The sequence below is a fragment of the Streptomyces sp. NPDC006476 genome (assembly GCF_040612015.1).
In the GTDB taxonomy this organism is placed as follows: Bacteria; Actinomycetota; Actinomycetes; order Streptomycetales; family Streptomycetaceae; genus Streptomyces; species Streptomyces griseorubiginosus_B.
Genome location: NZ_JBEXPK010000001.1, coordinates 428,831 through 446,676 on the forward strand (window position 1 = coordinate 428,831; position 17,846 = coordinate 446,676).

18 protein-coding genes are annotated in these 17,846 nt (G+C 70.6%); 16 read left to right on the plus strand and 2 right to left on the minus strand.

Annotated features, from left to right (window positions below; genetic code table 11):
- The first annotated feature begins 60 nt into the window (after positions 1-60).
- From ABZZ74_RS01960 to ABZZ74_RS02035, 16 genes are all read left to right on the plus strand, one after another.
- On the plus strand, positions 61-1,068 hold the full coding sequence (locus ABZZ74_RS01960; protein ID WP_356761101.1) for a lytic transglycosylase domain-containing protein: 1,008 nt from the start codon (positions 61-63) through the stop codon (positions 1,066-1,068).
- A gap of 54 nt (positions 1,069-1,122) precedes the next feature.
- Complete coding sequence (locus ABZZ74_RS01965; RefSeq protein WP_356761052.1) at positions 1,123-2,121, plus strand: sigma-70 family RNA polymerase sigma factor; 999 nt, start codon at positions 1,123-1,125, stop codon at positions 2,119-2,121.
- 98 nt (positions 2,122-2,219) lie between these two features.
- On the plus strand, positions 2,220-3,161 hold the full coding sequence (locus tag ABZZ74_RS01970) for an ABC transporter ATP-binding protein (RefSeq protein WP_356761053.1): 942 nt from the start codon (positions 2,220-2,222) through the stop codon (positions 3,159-3,161).
- Complete coding sequence (locus ABZZ74_RS01975) at positions 3,158-3,928, plus strand: ABC transporter permease (protein ID WP_356761054.1); 771 nt, start codon at positions 3,158-3,160, stop codon at positions 3,926-3,928. The genes ABZZ74_RS01970 and ABZZ74_RS01975 overlap by 4 nt, the downstream gene beginning before the upstream one ends.
- A gap of 3 nt (positions 3,929-3,931) precedes the next feature.
- Entirely contained in the window at positions 3,932-4,735 is an 804-nt protein-coding gene (locus ABZZ74_RS01980) for an ABC transporter permease (protein ID WP_356761055.1), read from the plus strand.
- A gap of 5 nt (positions 4,736-4,740) precedes the next feature.
- Complete coding sequence (locus ABZZ74_RS01985; RefSeq protein WP_356761057.1) at positions 4,741-5,988, plus strand: MCE family protein; 1,248 nt, start codon at positions 4,741-4,743, stop codon at positions 5,986-5,988.
- Entirely contained in the window at positions 5,985-7,022 is a 1,038-nt protein-coding gene (locus tag ABZZ74_RS01990; RefSeq protein WP_356761058.1) for an MlaD family protein, read from the plus strand. Before ABZZ74_RS01985 ends, ABZZ74_RS01990 begins: the two co-directional genes overlap by 4 nt.
- A 167-nt stretch (positions 7,023-7,189) precedes the next feature.
- Positions 7,190-8,170: an MCE family protein gene (locus ABZZ74_RS01995; RefSeq protein ID WP_356761103.1), complete on the plus strand. Its 981-nt coding sequence runs from the start codon at positions 7,190-7,192 to the stop codon at positions 8,168-8,170.
- On the plus strand, positions 8,167-9,291 hold the full coding sequence (locus ABZZ74_RS02000; protein ID WP_356761060.1) for an MCE family protein: 1,125 nt from the start codon (positions 8,167-8,169) through the stop codon (positions 9,289-9,291). Before ABZZ74_RS01995 ends, ABZZ74_RS02000 begins: the two co-directional genes overlap by 4 nt.
- A complete protein-coding gene (locus ABZZ74_RS02005) occupies positions 9,288-10,565 on the plus strand; it encodes an MCE family protein (protein WP_356761062.1) in 1,278 nt (425 codons plus the stop codon). Before ABZZ74_RS02000 ends, ABZZ74_RS02005 begins: the two co-directional genes overlap by 4 nt.
- Positions 10,562-11,839 carry an MlaD family protein gene (locus ABZZ74_RS02010; RefSeq protein WP_356761064.1) on the plus strand — a complete coding sequence of 426 codons (1,278 nt, stop codon included), beginning with the start codon at positions 10,562-10,564 and terminating at the stop codon, positions 11,837-11,839. The genes ABZZ74_RS02005 and ABZZ74_RS02010 overlap by 4 nt, the downstream gene beginning before the upstream one ends.
- Positions 11,812-12,315, plus strand: coding sequence for a hypothetical protein (locus ABZZ74_RS02015; RefSeq protein WP_356761065.1), 504 nt, complete (start codon positions 11,812-11,814; stop codon positions 12,313-12,315). Before ABZZ74_RS02010 ends, ABZZ74_RS02015 begins: the two co-directional genes overlap by 28 nt.
- 28 nt (positions 12,316-12,343) lie before the next feature.
- Positions 12,344-13,048: a hypothetical protein gene (locus ABZZ74_RS02020; protein ID WP_356761067.1), complete on the plus strand. Its 705-nt coding sequence runs from the start codon at positions 12,344-12,346 to the stop codon at positions 13,046-13,048.
- Between the two features lie 154 nt (positions 13,049-13,202).
- Entirely contained in the window at positions 13,203-14,024 is an 822-nt protein-coding gene (locus tag ABZZ74_RS02025; protein ID WP_356761068.1) for a TIM barrel protein, read from the plus strand.
- A 24-nt stretch (positions 14,025-14,048) separates the two neighbouring features.
- A complete protein-coding gene (locus tag ABZZ74_RS02030) occupies positions 14,049-14,939 on the plus strand; it encodes a 2-hydroxy-3-oxopropionate reductase (RefSeq protein WP_356761070.1) in 891 nt (296 codons plus the stop codon).
- Positions 14,940-15,298: 359 nt separating this feature from the next.
- Positions 15,299-15,538 carry a hypothetical protein gene (locus ABZZ74_RS02035; RefSeq protein WP_356761071.1) on the plus strand — a complete coding sequence of 80 codons (240 nt, stop codon included), beginning with the start codon at positions 15,299-15,301 and terminating at the stop codon, positions 15,536-15,538.
- A 263-nt stretch (positions 15,539-15,801) separates the two neighbouring features.
- Here the strand turns inward: ABZZ74_RS02035 and gcl are convergent, their stop codons facing one another.
- Together gcl and ABZZ74_RS02045 are read right to left on the minus strand one after the other, a co-directional pair.
- A complete protein-coding gene (gene gcl / locus ABZZ74_RS02040; protein WP_356761073.1) occupies positions 15,802-17,586 on the minus strand; it encodes a glyoxylate carboligase in 1,785 nt (594 codons plus the stop codon).
- 122 nt (positions 17,587-17,708) lie between these two features.
- A complete protein-coding gene (locus tag ABZZ74_RS02045; protein WP_356761105.1) occupies positions 17,709-17,846 on the minus strand; it encodes a SpoIIE family protein phosphatase in 138 nt (45 codons plus the stop codon).

A 17,846-nucleotide genomic window follows, 5' to 3' on the forward strand; every position in this document is an offset into this window, starting at 1 on the left:
CGGGACGTGGCAGGGCAGAGGGTCAGACGTGTCAGGGGTACGGCGGTGGCAGCGGCGGCGATGGCCGTGCTGACCGCGTCACAGGCGCCGGGGGCGACCGAGGCGCGGGCAGCCATGCCGGTGGAGCGGCCCGCCGGGCACGCGCCGAGCGTGTCCGGCGACGCTCCGTACCGCACGGACCTGCCGCCGCTCGCACGCAAGCGTGAAGGCAAGGCACAGGCGGTCGGCGGCGCGGTGCCCGCCACCGTCTTCGCCGCCTACCGGCACGCCGAGGCGGAGCTCGCCCGCACCGCGCCCGGCTGCGGGCTGCGGTGGCAGCTGCTGGCGGCGATCGGGCAGGTGGAGTCGGGGCAGGCGGAGGGCGGCCGGGTGACCGGCGACGGCACGACCGTGACGCCGATCCTGGGCCCACGGCTGGACGGCGGCGCCTTCGCCGTCGTTGCGGACACGGACGGCGGTGCGTACGACGGGGACGCGGTGTACGACCGTGCGGTGGGGCCGATGCAGTTCATCCCGTCGACGTGGGCGCGGTGGGGTGCGGACGGAAACGGCGACGGGCGGCGCGACCCCGGCAACGTCTTCGACGCGGCGCTCGCGGCGGGACGCTACCTGTGCGCGGCCGGGGGTGACCTGTCCGACCCGGCGGGGCTGGAGCGGGGGATCCTCGGCTACAACCACTCCGCGCGGTATCTGCGCACGGTCAGGGCCTGGTACGCCTACTTCCTGGAGGGGCACACGGTGGTGCCGGACGGTTCCTCGGAGGGCTCGGATTCTCCGGATTCGCCGGTACGGCAATCCTCGACCCGCCCCGAGCCGACGCACCCGAAGCCCACGCCGAAGCCGAAACCGTCCCCGCGCCCGAGGGCCACCCCGTCACCGACACCGTCCGCTCCCGCCTCGCCGAGCCCGGCCAACTCCCGCCCGGCGACCGGGAGTACGCCGGACCCCGTCGTCCCCACCCTCCCCCTCCCCACCGGCAGCCTGCTCCCCGCCACCGGCCCGCTGACCAGTAACAGCGCGGACTCGATGGCCTCCACCCCCTCCACAACCGCGGCTACCGGGCGGTAATGTCGCCACCCGCCGGGTCGGGACAGCCCGGTGGGAGAGCGCGAAGGGGCCCTCATGGCGACGGACATGCCTGCGGAGACGGAGTCCGCCGACGAGCGTTGGCGGCGCATGTGGAGTCACCGGGAGCAGTTGCTCAAGGTGGCCCGGCGCCGGTCGATGAGCCCGGAGGACGCCGAGGACGCGGTGCACGAGGCGATGCTGCGGGCGGCGGAGCGGCCGGACCTGGACGACGAGCGGCTCGGCGCGTGGCTGACGACGGTGACGATGCGGCTGTGCGTCGACCGGTACCGGCAGGTCAATCGGGAGGCCGAGGTCCGCACCAGCCCGACGCTGATCGCGCCCGGTCCGGTGCCCGTCGAGGAGGCGGTGTGCGACCGGGCCGAGGCCAAGTGGCTGGCGGTGCGCAGCGGGGAGCTGCCCGCCCGGCAGGCGGAGGCGCTGCGGCTGAAGTCGCAGGACCTGGACGTGAGCCAGGTCGCCGTGCGGATGGGCCTGAGCTACCGCACCGTCGAGTCCCTCCTCGCCCGCGCCCGCCGGACCCTGCGCAACTCGCTGGCGGCGACGCTCGGTTTCGCGCTGTTCCTGTTCGGCAAGGGCCGCCTCAAGGCGACCGGTAAGGCCCAGGCGGTGGCGGTCGCGTCGACTGCGGCGACGCTGGTGGTGGCGGGGTTCGTGCTGCCGTACACGCTGGACGGGGGCAGGCCGGGCCCGGCTCCCCGGCCGGCGGCCTCCCCCGCGTCGGGGCAGCGGGTCGAGTCCGTACGGCCCTACAGCGCGGGTCGGCCGACCGCCGCCCCGCACGCCCGCGCCCTCCCGGCCGCCTCGACGGCACCCGGGCCGAGCCCCTCCGCCGACGCCCGCTCCCTGCTGCCGCTGTCCGTGCCACCCCTGCCGAAGGCGTCCCTGTCGGCCGTCCCGGACGTCCCGCATGTCCCCGAGGTCCCGGCGGTATCCGCCCTGCCGAGCGTGCCGGACCTCCCCGAACCGTCACTGCCGACCCCCTCGCTCACCGCCCCGGCCCCCTCCCTCACCGCCCTTCCGTCGGTCCCGTAGATCCGCGCGAAAAAAGTTCGCCCCCTTCGCGACGGACGCCCCGCCCCTCCCCGTAGAGCAGATGTCGGAGCTGCTCCACGGGCCGAGAGGTGGACCGGATGGGTGTCGAGATCTGTGTGGAAGGGCTGACCAAGTCCTTCGGCCACCAGGTCATCTGGGAGGACGTCTCGCTGACGCTGCCCGCCGGGGAGGTCTCGGTCCTGCTCGGCCCATCGGGCACGGGCAAGTCGGTGTTCCTCAAGACGCTCGTCGGTCTGCTGAAGCCGGACCGCGGCTCGATCATCATCCAGGGCCGGGACATCACGAAGCTCCGCGAACGCGACCTCTACGAGGTGCGGAAGCTCTTCGGCGTGCTGTTCCAGGACGGCGCCCTGTTCGGCTCGATGAACCTGTACGACAACATCGCCTTCCCGCTGCGCGAGCACACCCGCAAGTCCGAGAGCGAGATCCGGCGCATCGTGCTGGAGAAGATGGACATGGTCGGGCTGATCGGGTCGGAGCGGAAGCTGCCCGGCGAGATCTCCGGCGGTATGCGGAAACGGGCCGGGCTGGCCCGGGCGCTCGTCCTCGACCCCGAGATCATCCTCTTCGACGAGCCGGACTCGGGCCTCGACCCGGTCCGGGTCGCCTACCTCAACCAGCTCATTGTCGACCTCAGCGCCCAGATCGACGCGACTTTCCTGATCGTCACCCACGACATCGCCTCGGCCCGCCAGGTCCCGGACAACATCGGCCTGTTGTTCCGCCGCGAGCTCGTCATGTTCGGGCCGCGCGAGGAGCTGCTGGCCAGTGACGAGCCGGTCGTGCGGCAGTTCCTGAACGGCCGGATGCAGGGTCCGATCGGCATGGCGGAGGAGAAGGACGCCGCGCAGGTGGAGCAGGAGCTGGCCCAACTGGGTGACGGCACGCGGACTCCCGGCAGCCAGGCCCTGACTCCCCGCCTGCTGCCGGGGCCGGGCATCACCCGACCGCCCCGGTGGGAGGCGATCGCCCGACGGGAGGCCGAGCTGCGGGACCGGAAGGCGGTGGCGGACGCATGAGCCTGTCACCGACCGGAGCGCTGCGGCACTCCGGGAACCTGTTCGCGATGGCGCTGGACGTCGTGCGGACCATTCCCCGACGGCCGTTCCAGGCAAGGGAGTTCATCCAGCAGGCGTGGTTCGTGGCGAGCGTGACCATCCTGCCGACGGCCCTGGTCTCCATCCCCTTCGGCGCGGTGATCGCGCTGCAGATCGGCAGCCTGACCCGACAGCTCGGCGCCCAGTCCTTCTCCGGGGCCGCCTCGGTGCTGGCGGTACTGCGGGAGGCCTCGCCGATCGTGACCGCGCTGCTGATCGCGGGCGCGGGCGGCACGGCGATCTGCGCGGATCTCGGGGCGCGGAAGATCCGGGAGGAGATCGACGCGATGCAGGTCCTCGGCATCGACCCGATCCATCGCCTGGTGGTGCCGCGCGTGCTTGCGTCGATGGTGGTGGCGGTGCTGCTCAACGGCCTGGTGTCGGTGGTCGGCGTGGCCGGCGGCTACTTCTTCAACGTCGTGCTGCAGAACGGCACTCCGGGCGCCTACCTGGCCTCCTTCACCACGCTCGCCCAGCTCTCCGACCTGTGGGCGGCCGAGATCAAGGCGCTGGTGTTCGGGGCGATCGCGGCGATCGTCGCCTCCTACAAGGGACTTACGGCGAAGGGCGGCCCGAAGGGTGTGGGCGACGCCGTGAACCAGTCGGTTGTGATCACCTTCATGTTGTTGTTCGTGACGAACTTCGTGATGACCGCGGTGTACTTCCAGGTCGTCCCGCAGAGGGGCTGAAGCATGACGCTGTTGAACCGTCTGGAGCAGCTCGGCTCCCAACTCTCCTTCTACGGCCGCTCGTTGGCGTGGACGGGTCGCACCGTGCGCCGCTACAAGAAGGAGATCCTGCGGCTGCTCGCCGAGGTGAGCTTCGGACGGGGCGCGCTCGCGGTCGTGGGCGGCACGGTCGGTGTGATCGCCTTCCTCTCGTTCTTCACGGGCACGGAGGTGGGCCTGCAGGGCTACGCGGCCCTCAACCAGCTCGGCACCTCCAACTTCGTGGCGTTCCTGTCGGCGTACTTCAACACCCGGGAGATCGCCCCGCTGGTGGCGGGCCTCGCGCTCTCGGCGACGGTCGGCGCGGGCTTCACCGCCCAGCTCGGCGCCATGCGCATCAGCGAGGAGACGGACGCCCTGGAGGTCATGGGGGTGCCCTCGCTGCCGTTCCTGGTGACCACACGGATGATCGCCGGGTTCGTGGCCGTCATCCCGCTGTACGTGATCGGCCTGCTGTCCTCCTACCTGGCCGCCCGCACGATCACCACCGACTACTACGGCCAGTCGGCGGGCACCTACGACCACTATTTCCACCAGTACCTGCCACCGGTCGACGTGCTGTTGTCCTTCGGCAAGGTGCTGGTCTTCGCCGTCCTGATCATCCTCGTGCACTGCTTCTACGGCTACTACGCGAGCGGCGGCCCAGCGGGCGTCGGCGTGGCGGTGGGCCGGGCCGTGCGGACCTCGATCGTGGCGATCAACGTCCTTGACTTCTTCCTGTCGTTGGCGATCTGGGGCGCCAACACGACCGTGCGGATCGCGGGGTGAACCGTATGAGGGTGCTGAGACTGCGGCTGTACGGCGTGGTGTTCCTCGCCGTGCTGACCCTGCTGCTGTCCCTGTCCGTCGCCGTCTACCAGCAGGCGTTCACCCCGGCCGTGCGGATCAGGCTGGAGGCCGACAGCCTGGGCAACCAGCTCGACCCGCGTGCCGACGTCAAGCTGCGCGGATTGCTGGTCGGGGAGGTGCGCGCGGTGCACTCCGACGGTTCCAGGGCGACCCTGGACATCGCGCTCAAGCCCGAGTACGCGGCCGACATCCCCTCGGACGTGCACGCCCGCCTGCTGCCCAAGACGCTGTTCGGCGAGAAGTACGTCGACCTGGTCGCACCCGCCCGCACCGCGTCCTCCTCAGCTCGCCCCATCCGCGCCGGCGACGTCATCACCCAGGACCACACCCGCGTCGGCATCGAACTCCAGCAGCTCATGAACGACCTGCTCCCGCTGCTGCGCACCGTGCAGCCCGGCAGGCTCAACGCCACCCTCTCCGCCTTCGCCGACGCCCTCGAAGGCCGCGGCGACCGGATCGGCGACAACCTCACGCGCGTGGAGGCCTATCTGCACCGCCTCAACCCCCATCTGCCGTCCCTCACCGAGGACTTCGCCCGCCTGGCCGACGCGGCCGAGGTGTACGGCGACGCGGCACCGGACCTGATGGACATCCTGCGCAACACCGTCACCACCAGCCGCACCCTGGTCGAGCAGCGGGACCGGCTCTCCCAGGCACTCACCGCGACGGCCGGTGTCGCCGCCACCGCCGACGACTTCCTCTCCACGAACGGCGACCGCCTGATCACCCTCGGCCGGGTCTCCCGCCCGACCCTGGAGCTGTTCGCCCGCTACTCCCCCGAGTACCCCTGCCTCCTGGCCGGCCTGGTCCACGAGGAGCACGCGTCCGAACAGGCCTTCCGGGGCGGCAGGATGCACATCACGCTCGAAGTCGTACGGCAGCAGGGGGCGTACGAGCCCGGCGAGGAACCACGTTACGGCGACCACTCGGGCCCGAACTGCCGTGATCTGCCGAACCCTTCGGTCCCCGCACCCGGTGTCCACCTCAACGACGGTTCGAAGCGGGGCAGTTCGTCCGGGCCGCTCGCCGGTGTCTCCGCCACCCGCGCCGAGCAGCAAGCCATCGGCTCGCTCGTGTCGCCGGTCATGGGCGTGCCCGCCGACGAGGTGCCGCCGGTCGCGACGCTGCTGTTCGGGCCGATGGCACGCGGGACGGCGGTGAGTGTGGCATGACGACCTCACACGCCCGGCAGACCGCCGCGCCCCTCATCAAGTTCAGCCTCTTCGCGCTGGTGACGATCGCGGCGACGGCCCTGCTCGCCGCCACCATCGTCAACGTCTCCTTCACCCCGAAGCACACCTACCGTGCCGTCTTCACCGACGTCACCGGCCTGGAGAAGGGCGACGACATCCGCGTCGCCGGGGTGCGGGTCGGCGAGGTCGAAGGCATCCGGATCAAGGACCGGACGCTGGCCGAGGTCAGCTTCAGCGTCAGCGCCGACCGGTCGCTGCTCACCAGCACGCACGCCGTGATCCGCTACCGCAACCTGGTCGGACAGCGGTACGTCGCCCTGACCGAGGGCGCGGGCGACGGCACCCGGCTCAAGCCCGGCGCCACCATCCCGCTGAAGCGCACCCAGCCCGCCCTGGACCTCAACGCCCTGCTGAACGGCTTCAAGCCGCTGTTCGCCGCGCTCAGCCCGCAGGACGTCAACCAGCTCGCCACGGAGATCATCCGCACGCTCCAGGGCGAGGGCGGCACGGTCAACAGCCTTCTGGTGCACACCGCTTCACTCACCACCACACTCGCCGACCGCGACCGGCTGATCGGATCGGTGATCGACAACCTCAACACCGTGCTGGCGACGCTGGACAAGCGCGGTTCCCGCTTCTCCGATCTGCTGAAGCAGCTGCGCCGGGTGATCTCGGGGCTGTCCGCCGACCGCAAGCCCATCGCCGACTCCCTGGTGAACATCGGCGACCTCACCGACGCCACCTCGGGACTGCTGACGGACGCCCGGCCGCCGCTGAAGGACGACATCGCCGGGCTGGCCGACCTGACCGGAACCCTGAACGACAACGAGACGACCGTGGAGGGCGTCCTGAAGCGGCTGCCGAACAAGCTCAACGCCCTGACGGGGACCGCCTCCTATGGCTCGTGGTTCAACTTCTACCTCTGCGACTTCGACGGCCGGATCGTGCTGCCGAAGACCAGGCAGGTCCTCACGCCGGACCTGCGCGTGGCGAGGGCGAGGTGCGGATCGTGAGCCGCACAAAGCGCCCGGAACCCCTCATGAAGGTCCGCATCGACCCGCCGAAGCTGCCGAAGCTCCGGCTGCCCCGGCGTGCGCCCCGCCCGCGCAAGCCCGAACCGCTGATGAAGGTCCGCATCGACCCGCCGAGGCTTCCGCGGATACGCATCCGCCGCCCGCGTCTGATCCCGTTCCGTGAACGGAACCCGGTCGTCATCGGCGCCGTCGGCCTCACCGTCCTCGCGCTGCTGACGGTGGCAGCCTTCAACGCCGAGAGCCTGCCGTTCATCGGCGACGGCAAGACGTACAGCGCGGCCTTCTCGGAGGCCGGCGGCCTCAAGCCCGGCGACGAGGTGCGCATCGCCGGTGTGAAGGTCGGCAAGGTCGAGAGCGTCGATCTGGACGGCGACCATGTGAAGGTCACCTTCAAGGTCAACGGCGACCCGGAGTTCGGGACTCAGACCGGCGCGGCGATCCGCGTCAAGACGATCCTGGGCGCGAAGTATCTCGCCCTGCTCCCCAAGGGGCCGGGGCAGTTGAGGAGCGGCAGCGAGATCCCGCTCGCGCGCACCGTGTCGGCGTATGACGTCGTGCAGGCGTTCAGCGACCTGACCACCACGACGGAGAAGGTGGACACCAAGCAGCTGGCGAAGGCGCTGGACACCATCTCCACCACCTTCCAGGACTCCCCCGCCGAGGTGCGCGCCTCCATCAAGGGCCTGTCCCGGATCTCCCGGACGGTGGCCTCGCGCGACCAGGCCCTCGGTGAACTCCTCGACCACGCGAACGGCGTCACCGGCGTACTCGCCGACCGCTCCAAGGACTTCACCGCGCTGGTCGAAGACGGCGACAAGCTGTTCAAGGAGATCAGCAGGCGGCGCGAGGCGATCCACAAGCTGCTGAAGACCTCCGCCGCGCTCGGCATCGAGCTCTCCGGCCTGGTCGACGACAACGAGAAGGAGATCGGGCCCGCCCTCAAGGGCCTGAACGGTGTGGTGCAGATGCTCGAACGCAACCAGGCGAGCCTCGACCGCAGCGTCGAGCTCCTCGCGCCCTACGTCCGGGTCTTCACCAACACCCTCGGCAACGGCCGCTGGTTCGACTCCTACGTCCAGAACCTGGTCGCCGCTCCGGTGGTCCCGCGGACGGGAGGCACCCGGTGAGGAGGAAACTGGCCCTGGTGAACGTCGTGGCACTGATCGCCGCGCTCACCTACGCGCTGTGGCCCAGCCCTCAGAAGGTCCATGTCACCGCGTACTTTCCGCGCACCGTCGGCATCTACCCCGGCTCGGACGTCCGCGTCCTCGGCGTGCCGATCGGAAGGGTCGACCGGATCACGCCGGAGGGCGACCGGGTGCGGGTCGAGCTGGAGTACGACGCCGACCGCAAGGTCCCCGCCGGAGCGCGGGCCGCGATCATCAACTCCTCGGTGGTCAGCGACCGTTATGTGCAGCTGCTGCCGGTGTACCGGAAGGGGCCGGTGCTGCGGGACGGTGCCGTCATCCCCGAGTCGCGCACCGCCGTACCCGTCGAGCTGGACCGGATCTTCGACAGTCTGCACACCACGGCCGAGGCGCTCGGCCCCAAGGGCGCCAACAAGGACGGCTCGCTGTCCCGGCTGCTCGGCGTCAGCGCCGACAACCTCAACGGACAGGGCGAGAACCTCAACCAGACGGTGCGGGACCTCTCACAGGCGGTGACCACGCTGTCCGACGGCCGGGGGAACCTGTTCGGCACGGTGCGCAACCTGCAGGTGTTCACGGCGGCGCTCGCGTCCGACGACAAGAGCGTGCGGTCGTTCAACACCAGCCTCAGCGACGTGGCCGGGCAGCTCGCGGGCGAGCGCAAGGACCTCGCGGCGGCGATCGCGAACCTGGCGACGGCCCTCGGTGACGTGTCCGCCTTCGTGAAGAACAACAAGAAGACGCTGACCTCGGACGTGAAGGGCCTCAGCAAGGTGACCAAGGTGCTCGTCACCGAACGCGCCGCACTGAACGAGCTGTTGGAGGTCGCCCCCACCGGCCTGTCCAACCTCAACAACACCTACAACCCGTCCTCCGGCACCCTCGACACCCGCAACAACGCCGAACAGGCCCAGGATCCAGGCTCATTGCTGTGCTCGGTCCTCAAGACGACGGGGGACGAAGGCGGCAGGAACCCCGACTGCAAGGCGCTGAAGAAACTCTTCGACTCCCTGCCGAAGCTGCCGCAGGCATCGCCTGACTCGGCGGTCAGCGGCACGGTCGACCGGACGCTCGGCGGAATCCTGGGGGCGAGCGCATGAGCATACGACGCACGGCAGGGGCCCTCGCCTGGGCGGCGGCCGGCTCACTGCTGCTGTCCGGCTGCGAGTTCAACGGCTGGTACGACGTCCCGCTGCCCGGCGGCGCCGCCGACGACGGACACGCGTACCACGTCACCGTCGAGTTCCGGGACGTCCTCGACCTGGTGCCGCAGTCGGCGGTGAAGGTCAATGACGTGACCGTGGGCGCGGTGGAGAAGGTCCAGCTCGAGGGCTGGCACGCACGCGTACGGCTGCGGGTCGCCGACTCGGTGAAGCTGCCCGCCAACGCGGTCGCCGAACTGCGCCAGACCAGCCTGCTCGGCGAGAAGTACGTGGCACTCGCCCCGCCCACCGGCACCGCGGCCGTGGGCCGGCTGCGCGACGGCGCCCTCATCCCGCTGTCCCGCAGCGGCCGCAACCCCGAGGTCGAGGAGGTGCTCTCCGCGCTGTCCGCCCTGCTCAACGGCGGTGGCGTCGCCCAGCTCAAGACGATCACCGTCGAGCTGAACAAGGCGCTGGACGGCCGCGAGAACCGCGTCCGGTCGCTGCTCAAGGAGCTGAACACGTTCATCGGCGGCCTGGACGACCAGAAGGCGGACATCGTCCGCGCCATCAAGGCCGTCGACCGGCTCGCGGGGCGGCTCGGCAAGGAGAAGAAGACCATCGCCCACGCCGTCGACACCATGCCGCCCGCGCTGAAGGTCCTGGCGGACGAGCGAGGCAAGCTGACCAGGATGCTCACCGCCCTGTCCAAGCTCGGCAGGACGGGCACCAAGGTGGTCAACGCCTCCCACGACGACACCGTCGCCGACCTCGAGCAGCTCCGGCCGATCCTGCGCCAGCTGAACAAGTCGGGCAACGACCTCCCCAACTCCCTCGAACTGCTGACCACTTACCCCTTCCCGCGCAACGTCGTGGACGCGATCAAGGGCGACTACGTCAATCTCCACCTCACCGCGGACCTCGACTTCGCCGACCTCTACGGCAACCTGACGGGTAGCAACTCCATTGAGGGCAAGGGAGGTTCGAAGGCGCCTGGCACCCCGAGCACGCCGGGCCTTCCCGACGTTCCGTCCGTCCCGAGCCTGCCGAGCGTGCCGACGCCGACCGCGCTGCCGAGCACACCCGCCCTGCCGACTCCCTCCGCCTCCTCCGGTGGCGGCGGCGTGCTGTGCCCGCCCGTGTGCACCAGCGCCTACTCCTCGCACGCCCGCGCGCCCGAGGGGATCGACCTCGCGCTCGCCGAGCTGATGCTGAAGGGGGTGCAGCCGTGATCACCCGTACGGTCAAGGCCCAGTTGCTGGCCTTCGCCACCATCACCGCCGTCGGTGTCTCGTACGTCGGCGCCGATTACACCGGCCTCGTGGACGACGTCCTGGACCGCGGCTACACCGTGCGGGCCGACTTCGCCGACTCCGGAGGAATCTTCACCGGCGCCGAGGTCACCTACCGCGGGGTGCCGGTGGGCAAGGTCGGGGCGTTGCGATTGAGCGGCTCCGACGGGGTCTCGGTCGCCCTCGACATCAAGGACGGGGCGCCGCGCATCCCGGCGGACACCCTCGCCGTCGTCGCCGACCGTTCGGCGGTGGGCGAGCAGTACGTCGACCTCCAGCCACGGTCGTCGAAGGGCCCGTACCTCCTCGACGGCAGCGCCATCCCGCGCGAGGACACGCGCGTGCCGCTGCCCACGACGGACCTGGTGCTCAGCCTGGACCGGCTGGTGAACTCGGTCGGCAAGGACGATCTGCGGGTCACCGTCGACGAGTTGGGCAAGGCGTTCGCCGGCACGGGCCCGAACCTGAGCCGGCTGGTCGACTCCGGCAACGCGCTCGTGGAGTCGGCGTCCGACTCGCTCCCGCAGACCGTCTCGCTGATCGAGGACTCCCGGAAGGTCCTCAAGACGCAGGCCGACCAGGGGTCATCGATCAAGTCCTTCGCGCACGATCTGGCGCTGCTCACCGCGCAGTTGAAGTCGAGCGACGGGGATGTGCGGAGGCTGATCGGCACCACGACACCGGCCGCGCAGCAGGTCGACTCCCTGCTGAAGTCGACCGGGCCGCGCCTGTCCGTCCTGCTCGCCAACCTGATCAGTGGCGGGCAGGTCACCCTGGCCAACCTGCCCGGCGTGGAGCAGGCCCTGGTGACCTTCCCGGCGCTGGTCGCGGGCAGTTACACGGTCGTCCCCGGCGACGGCACCACCCACTTCGGTCTGGTGGTCAACGCCGACGACCCGCCGCCCTGCACCCAGGGCTACGACACCACCCGGCGCGACCCCTCCGACACCAGCACGCGCGCGGCGAACACCGACGCACGCTGCACCGCCCCGCGCGGCGGCAAGACGTCGGTGCGGGGCGCGCAGAACGCCCCGGGCGCGCGGTCCGCGTCCGGCGGCGCGGACCAGGCGGCGTACGTCACGCCCTACGACCCGGAGACCGGTACCGCCACCGGCCCGGACGGAAGGCCCGTCGAGATCGGCTCGACGGGCGGCCAGCAGACGGTGTTCGGAAAGGAGTCGTGGCAATGGCTGCTCGTCGGCCCCATGGCATGAACGGCAGGGCACTCACGGTCGGACTCGTCGCGGCCACCGTCCTGACCGCGGTCGCCGCACTCTGGCTGGGCCTGCGCCTGCACGACCGGCAGGCGACGGAGCAGCGCCGCCAGGACATCCTGGCCGCGGCCCGCCAGTCGGCGCTCAACTTCACCTCGCTCGACTACCGGCACTACGGCCGGGACAGCGCGAACGTCCTCAAGGGCGCCACCGGCGACTTCAAGAAGCAGTTCGCCGCGCAGACCGGCCGGCTGACCCAGCTTGTCGCCCAGAACAAGTCCGTCTCCGAGGGCCGGGTCCTCGACGCCGGCATCGTCCGCTCCGACGCCCGCTCGGCCCGCGTTCTGGTGGTCGCCGACAGCAAGGTGACCAACACCGCCGCACCCGAGGGTCAGGCGCGCACATACCGGCTGCAGCTCGACCTGGTCCACCGGGGCGGGCGCTGGCTGACCTCCGACGTCGAGTTCGTGGGCTGACCCGCCCCCCTCAGTGAGGAGTACGACCATGGCGAACACGACCTCCCCCGCCCGACGGACCATGTCCGCGGCCGCCCGCGCGGCCGCCAAGCGCGCCAAGCGGGCGGAGCAGCTGAAGCAGCGGACACCTCAGCCGCAGGAACCGGGCTCCGGGCGCACGGTGGTGATCGAGGTCCCCGACGGCTGGGACGACCCGCCGGAGCCGTCGCCGGACGACCTGGAATCCCCGGATGACCGGGGGACGGGGCGTCCCTCCCGACGGCGGCTGCTCACCGTGGTGCTCGGCGGCCTCCTTGCCCTCGGCCTGGTCGCGGTCGCGATGCTCGGGTGGCAGTACCGGGAGGACAGGCGCGCGGAGGCCGCGCGGGGCGAGGCGCTCACGGCCGCGCGGCAGGCGGCACCGGTCGTGCTGTCGTACGACTACCGGCATCTGGACCGGGACTTCACCCGCGCGCGTCAGCGGCTGACCGGGAACTTCCGGGACGAGTACCGCAGGACCACCGGCACGGTCGTCGGGCCGACCGCCGCGAAGTACCACGGGGTGGTGAAGGCGACGGTTTCGGCGGCCTCCGTCGTTTCGGCCTCGCCCGACAAGGCCGTCGTGCTGCTCTTCGTCAACCAGGTCACCGAGAGCACCCAGGTCTCCGGCTCCCGGCTGGACCTGAACCGGGTGCGCATGACGATGACCCGAGCTTCCGGAGGCTGGAAGGTGAGCGCCGTCGACGCCCTCTGATCAGGCCCTTCGCTCTGCCCCCGCACGCGACGTGCGGGGGCAGCCGTGTGTCCGCGGTCTTGACAGTGCTCCCGAAAGAGAGGCAGTCTTCCACTAGACAAAACTTAATTTCCACAATATGGAATTCTGCTCAATGGAAGGAGCGCCGACCCCCATGGGCTTCGCGGACCAGCGCTTCAACGTCAACCTGTCGATCCTCTTCACGGAACTCCCGCTGCTGGAGCGCCCCGCGGCCGCCGCCGCGGCCGGCTTCACCGCGGTGGAGCTGTGGTGGCCCTGGGTCGAGACCCCCACGCCCGAGCGGTCCGAGCTGGACGCCCTGCGGAAGGCGATCGAGGACGCCGGTGTCCGGCTCACCGGTCTGAACTTCTACGCCGGACGGCTGCCGGGCCCCGACCGCGGCGCCCTGTCGATCCCGGGCGAGGAGTCGGAGCGGTTCCGCGCCAACATCGACGTGGCCGCCGACTTCGCCCACTCGCTCGGCGCCACGACGCTCAACGCCCTCTACGGCAACCGCGTCGACGGCGTCGACCCCGCCGAGCAGGACGCGCTGGCGCTTGAGAATCTCGTCCTCGCGGCCCGGGCGGCCGACCGGATCGGCGCGATCCTGCTGATCGAGGCGCTCAACAAGCCCGAGTCGCCGCGGTATCCGCTGGTGTCGGCCCCGGCCGCGGTCGGGATCGTCGACAAGGTGAACCGGGCGACGGGCCTGGACAACGCGCGCTTCCTGATGGACCTCTACCACCTGTCCATGAACGGCGAGGACCTGCCGGCGGTGATCGAGGAGTTCGCCGCTCGGACCGGCCACGTCCAGATCGCCGACAACCCCGGCCGCGGTGCGCCCGGAACGGGTTCGCTGCCGCTGGAGGACCTCCTCGGCCGGCTGAAGAAGGCCGGCTACGACGGCTGGGTGGGCCTCGAGTACAAGCCGGGCGACCGTCCGAGCTCCGAGGCCTTCGACTGGCTGTCCCGCTGACCCCCTGCACTGAGAGGCACCCGAATGAGCAACCTCCCCAAGATCGCCTGGATAGGCCTCGGCATCATGGGTTCCCCGATGTCCGAGAACCTGATCAAGGCGGGTTACGACGTCACCGGCTTCACCCTGGAGCAGGACAAGCTGGACCGCCTGACCGCGGCCGGCGGCACCGCGGCCCACTCCGTCGCCGAGGCCGTCCGCGAGGCGGACGTGATCATCACGATGGTGCCCGCGTCACCGCAGGTCGAGGCCGTCTCGTACGGCCCCGACGGCATCCTGGACAACGCCCGCCCCGGCGCCCTGCTGATCGACATGTCCTCGATCACCCCGCAGACCTCCGTCGACCTCGCGAAGGCCGCCCGGGACAAGGGCGTCCGCGTGCTGGACGCCCCCGTCTCCGGCGGTGAGGCCGGCGCCGTGGAGGCCGTGCTGTCCATCATGGTCGGCGGCGAACAGGCGGACTTCGACGAGGCGAAGCCGGTCTTCGAGGCGCTGGGGAAGACCATCGTGCTGTGCGGTCCGCACGGCTCGGGCCAGACGGTGAAGGCCGCCAACCAGCTGATCGTCGCCGTCAACATCCAGGCGTGCGCCGAGGCCGTGGTCTTCCTGGAGAAGTCCGGCGTGGACCTGAGGGCCGCGCTGGACGTCCTCGGCGGCGGCCTCGCCGGGTCGACCGTGCTGGCGCGGAAGAAGGGCAACTTCCTCGGCCGCGACTTCAGGCCGGGCTTCCGGATCGACCTGCACCACAAGGACATGGGCATCGTCACGGACGCGGCCCGCACCGTCGGCGCCGCGCTCCCGGTCGGTGCCGTGGTCGCCCAACTCGTCGCGAGCCTGCGGGCCCAGGGCGACGGCGGCCTGGACCACTCGGCCCTGCTGCGGGGCGTGGAGCGCCTCTCCGGCGCCCCGGTCTGACCCCCCGACTTCCGGTCTGCTGCGGCGCCGACATCAGTCCTGTCGCGCCCAGGCGCCGCCGCGGACCGGAAACCCACGCACATCAGGAGAATCACGGACGGCCCGCGACCGTCGGACGGCCCGGATGAGGGGTGGCCGGCCGGCGGCGCGGGCGCGGCGAGGACCGCGGCGGTGTGCGAGCCAGTGCGGTGGTGAAGGGACCGGAACCTCCTTCTACGACCTGAGGGAAGGAGCCCCGGCCCCGTCGCGCCCACCGCGGTCCCGGCCATCCGAGAGGCGCCGGATGCGGAAGAGATCCGCATCCGGCGCCTCTCGCCGTTCCGGGTGCGCGGCCCTCGCTTCCGCAGGAGTCTGAAGACATGGCACATTCGACGGAACATCCGCATGTCGTGGTCCACGCGCCGGCCCTGGACGGCTCACGGCGGGTCACGGAGGGCGACAGGACGCTCGGCATCGCCACGCACCTGGACGACGTGTCCGAGATCCTGCGGCTGGCCGACCTCTACGTCACGGACGTCGAGGGAAGCGAACTCATCGAGTGGCAGGGCGGCGGCCCCGAGGACTGGCCGGGGCTGTCCGAGCACGACGAACTGGCGTGACCACGCACGTACACCCGGGGACGTAGGACGTCTACGCAAACCTCAAATCCAGCTCTGAACATGGGTCAACAGGCTTCAACCGCCCGTCCCCGAGGGCATATTCACGAAGCCTGGGACCCGCCGACACGGGGGCGGCGGGCCCCGGACACCGCGAAGGGCGGCTCACCCCGGTGGGGTGAGCCGCCCTTCGCCGTCTCCGCGGACGCCTCTGACCTTCAGCGTCAGACCTTCAGCATCGGGCCTTCAGCATCGGACCTTCAGCATCAGACCTTCAGCGTCCTGATCGAGGTCGGCGCGTGCCCCGGTTCGGTCGCGATCTCCTCGAACTCGACGACGTTGCCGATGTCGTTGGTGGTGGACATGGAGATGTTGGTGACCCGCTCCAGGATCGCCTCGACCACCACGGGGACCTGGTACTCCTGGGCGAGCTTCTTGGCCTGCTCGAAGGCCGCGCCCAGCTCCGCCGGGTCGGTCACCCGGATCGCCTTGCAGCCCAGGCCCTCGGCGACCTTGACGTGGTCGACACCGTAGACGCCCAGTTCGGGCGAGTTGATGTTCTCGAACTCCAGCTTCACCTGGAAGTCGATGTCGAACGCCCGCTGCGCCTGACGGATCAGGCCCAGATAGGAGTTGTTCACCAGGACATGGACGTAGGGGATCCGGTGCTGCGCCCCGACCGCCAGTTCCTCGATCATGAACTGGAAGTCGTAGTCGCCGGAGAGGGCCACGACGGGCGCCTCGGGGTCGGCCTTGGCCACGCCGAGCGCCGCCGGGATCGTCCAGCCCAGGGGGCCCGCCTGGCCGCAGTTGATCCAGTGGCGGGGCCGGTAGACGTGCAGCATCTGGGCGCCGGCGATCTGGGAGAGGCCGATCGTGGAGACGTACCGGGTGTCCGGGCCGAAGGCCTTGTTCATCTCCTCGTAGACGCGCTGCGGCTTGATCGGGATGTCGTCGAAGTGCGTACGGCGCTGGAGGGTCGCCTTCCTCTCCTGGGCCGCGGCCGCCCAGGCGCTCCGGTCCGGCAGCATGCCTGACGCCCTCAACTCCCGTGCCACCTCGACGAACTTCTCCAGCGCGGCCTTGGCGTCGGAGGCGATGCCGTAGTCGGGTGCGAAGATCCTGCCGATCTGCGTCGGCTCGATGTCGACGTGCACGAAGGTGCGGCCGGCCGTGTAGACGTCCAGCCTGCCGGTGTGGCGGTTGGCCCAGCGGTTGCCGATGCCGAGGACGAAGTCGGACTCCAGGAAGGTCGCGTTGCCGTAGCGGTGCGAGGTCTGCAGGCCGACCATGCCCGCGTTCAGCTCGTGGTCGTCGGGCAGCACGCCCCAGCCCATCAGCGTCGGCACGACCGGGGTCCCGGTCAACTCGGCGAACTCGACGAGCAGTTCGCAGGCGTCCGCGTTGATCACCCCGCCGCCCGCCACGATCAGCGGGCGCTCGGAGGCGTTCAGCAGGCCGATCGCCTTCTCGATCTGGGCGCGGGTGGCGACCGGCTTGTGGGCCGGGAGCGGCTCGTACGTCTCCGGGTCGAACTCGATCTCCGTGAGCTGCACGTCGATCGGCAGGTCGATCAGGACCGGCCCCGGGCGGCCTGAGCGCATGAGGTGGAAGGCCTGCTGGAAGACGCCCGGGACCTGCGCGGCCTCCAGTACGGTGACCGCCATCTTCGTGACCGGCCGCGCGATCGAGGCGATGTCGACGGCCTGGAAGTCCTCCTTGTGGATCACGGCGGTTGGCGCCTGGCCCGTGACGCACAGGATCGGCACGGAGTCGCCGATGGCCGAGTAGAGCCCGGTGATCATGTCGGTGCCGGCCGGACCGGACGTGCCGACGCAGACGCCGATGTTGCCCGGGCGGGTCCTCGTGTAGCCCTCGGCCATGTGGGAGGCGCCCTCGACATGGCGGGCGAGGGTGTGGGTGATGCCGCCGGAGGCCTTGAGAGCCGCGTAGAAGGGGTTGATCGCCGCGCCCGGCACCCCGAACGCGTCGCGGACGCCCTCGCGCTTGAGGATCTCAACTGCCGCACGGGCAGCGGTCATACGTGCCATCGAGTACTCCTGCCTCGGCTGTCGGATTCGCACTCCCGTCGCGCCCTGCGGTGAGCTTCTTCCGTATAGCGGAAAGTAAATTCTACTATCTGGAAGCAATCTAGGTGGGCGAGGGAGGGCCGTCAAGAGCGGGCCGGGGCAGGCGAAAGGGGCGCCACCGGGACCCGGGTCCCGGTGGCGAAGGCCCGCATGGCGCTGCGCAGTTGGCCCCTGGCGGCCGCGGCGGGGACGTTGTGCCCCTCGACGTCCCCGACGATCAG